Raw genomic sequence first — 1281 nt, 5'->3', positions numbered from 1 at the left:
GTTACTGGCATGGAAAAAATATCGGGTGCTGCTTATGCGTGTTAATGTAGTAAAACCCGAGTGGCCTATGCATCCAAATAAATAGACTTGTTAATCTAGGATAATTGTTGGAATAATACTCATTTTTCAGTAGGTTCAGGTAGCCTGGGTATAATGCTCACTTCTACAATGATTTCAACTTATTTTATTTAATTGATATTACGAAACTTAACTCATACATAAACAATATGACTCAATACTGTCCTAAATAGCTGCGCAGAAAAGTGCTCCACTTTCGCTCAGCCCTTGCTGGGCGAAGCATCAGGAAGGCGTTCTCAGCTAGGTTGTGTTATATCTGGCTTGAGTTTTGTTGCCCATACGCAACACATTACCCATCTGTAAACGACAAGTGTGACAGAATTAGGTGCAGCTATTTAGACTATATCGACGCAGTAACGATAATAGATATCGAAACTGTACTAGATATTAGCTACTTATGGTTACCGGGGGAAGTCTTTTGAGCACTGGTGTTATCAATCGGCTTCAAATAATTCACCAATAAATTATATTGCGATAGCTCATCACCTTCCTGGTTGTTTATAGCCAGTTTATCAGCGTCACCACCTACTGTTTATGCTTTTATTTCTTTGATTAATGAGTATATGATATTTTAATTCATCTGGTGTATTTCTTTCTCATGTGTTGGCCGACTGAATATCTGTTCAGTGAAGGGGTAATTTTATGTTTGCACTTCGAACATTCCCTTCAGTTGCTAGGAAAGAAAACCGTAACATTTGCGCATTAATTTTAACAGTATAATCTGAGCATAAATATGCGCTATATATCTATAAAAAGGCGCAATTAATTGCGCCTTTTTATCATTTTATCAAAAATGGCCCACCGACTGTCCTCGATAGCCAATGGCCAATTTTATCTGATACATATACACAAATACAGGTATATATGATTGCGCAGATAGGATTTGGAATGGTCACGCTGAAGCCTATGATTGCTAAAGCCATAGGGATAAATAATTTGGTGATATACTCCATTCCACATATGTTAAGAGTATTTCTTCCAGCTCTTACAATAAAGTCATTCCCACAAATTATTTTTGCTATAAAAATATTAAATATTATCAAGCCTACCGTGGTGATAATAGTATTAATAGCTTGAATATAACTACTTGATATTATGTCTGCATTGAATATTGAGATAATCTTAAAAAGCAAAGGTTTCTGGTTAAGGAGTTGATACGCACTCATTATCGCGGTAATTGAGAAGACAATGAAACCAAATTTA

The 1281-nt window shown here is 35.7% G+C and carries 1 protein-coding gene and 1 pseudogene; one reads left to right on the top strand and one right to left on the bottom strand.

The genetic code is table 11. The annotated features are described in order from the left end of the window. Positions 1 to 85: tail fiber assembly protein (locus ACUU1I_RS20605; protein ID WP_449144914.1), on the top strand; the 85-nt coding region annotated here is incomplete at its 5' end. Between the two features lie 772 nt (positions 86 to 857). Here the strand turns inward: ACUU1I_RS20605 and ACUU1I_RS20600 are convergent. Beyond that, positions 858 to 1281: pseudogene (locus ACUU1I_RS20600) on the bottom strand (acyltransferase); the annotation flags it as partial.

The sequence above is a fragment of the Shigella sp. SIG3 genome (assembly GCF_053555855.1).
The sequence above is the reverse complement of the archived record's forward strand: the minus strand, read 5'-3'. Positions and strand labels throughout refer to the sequence as shown.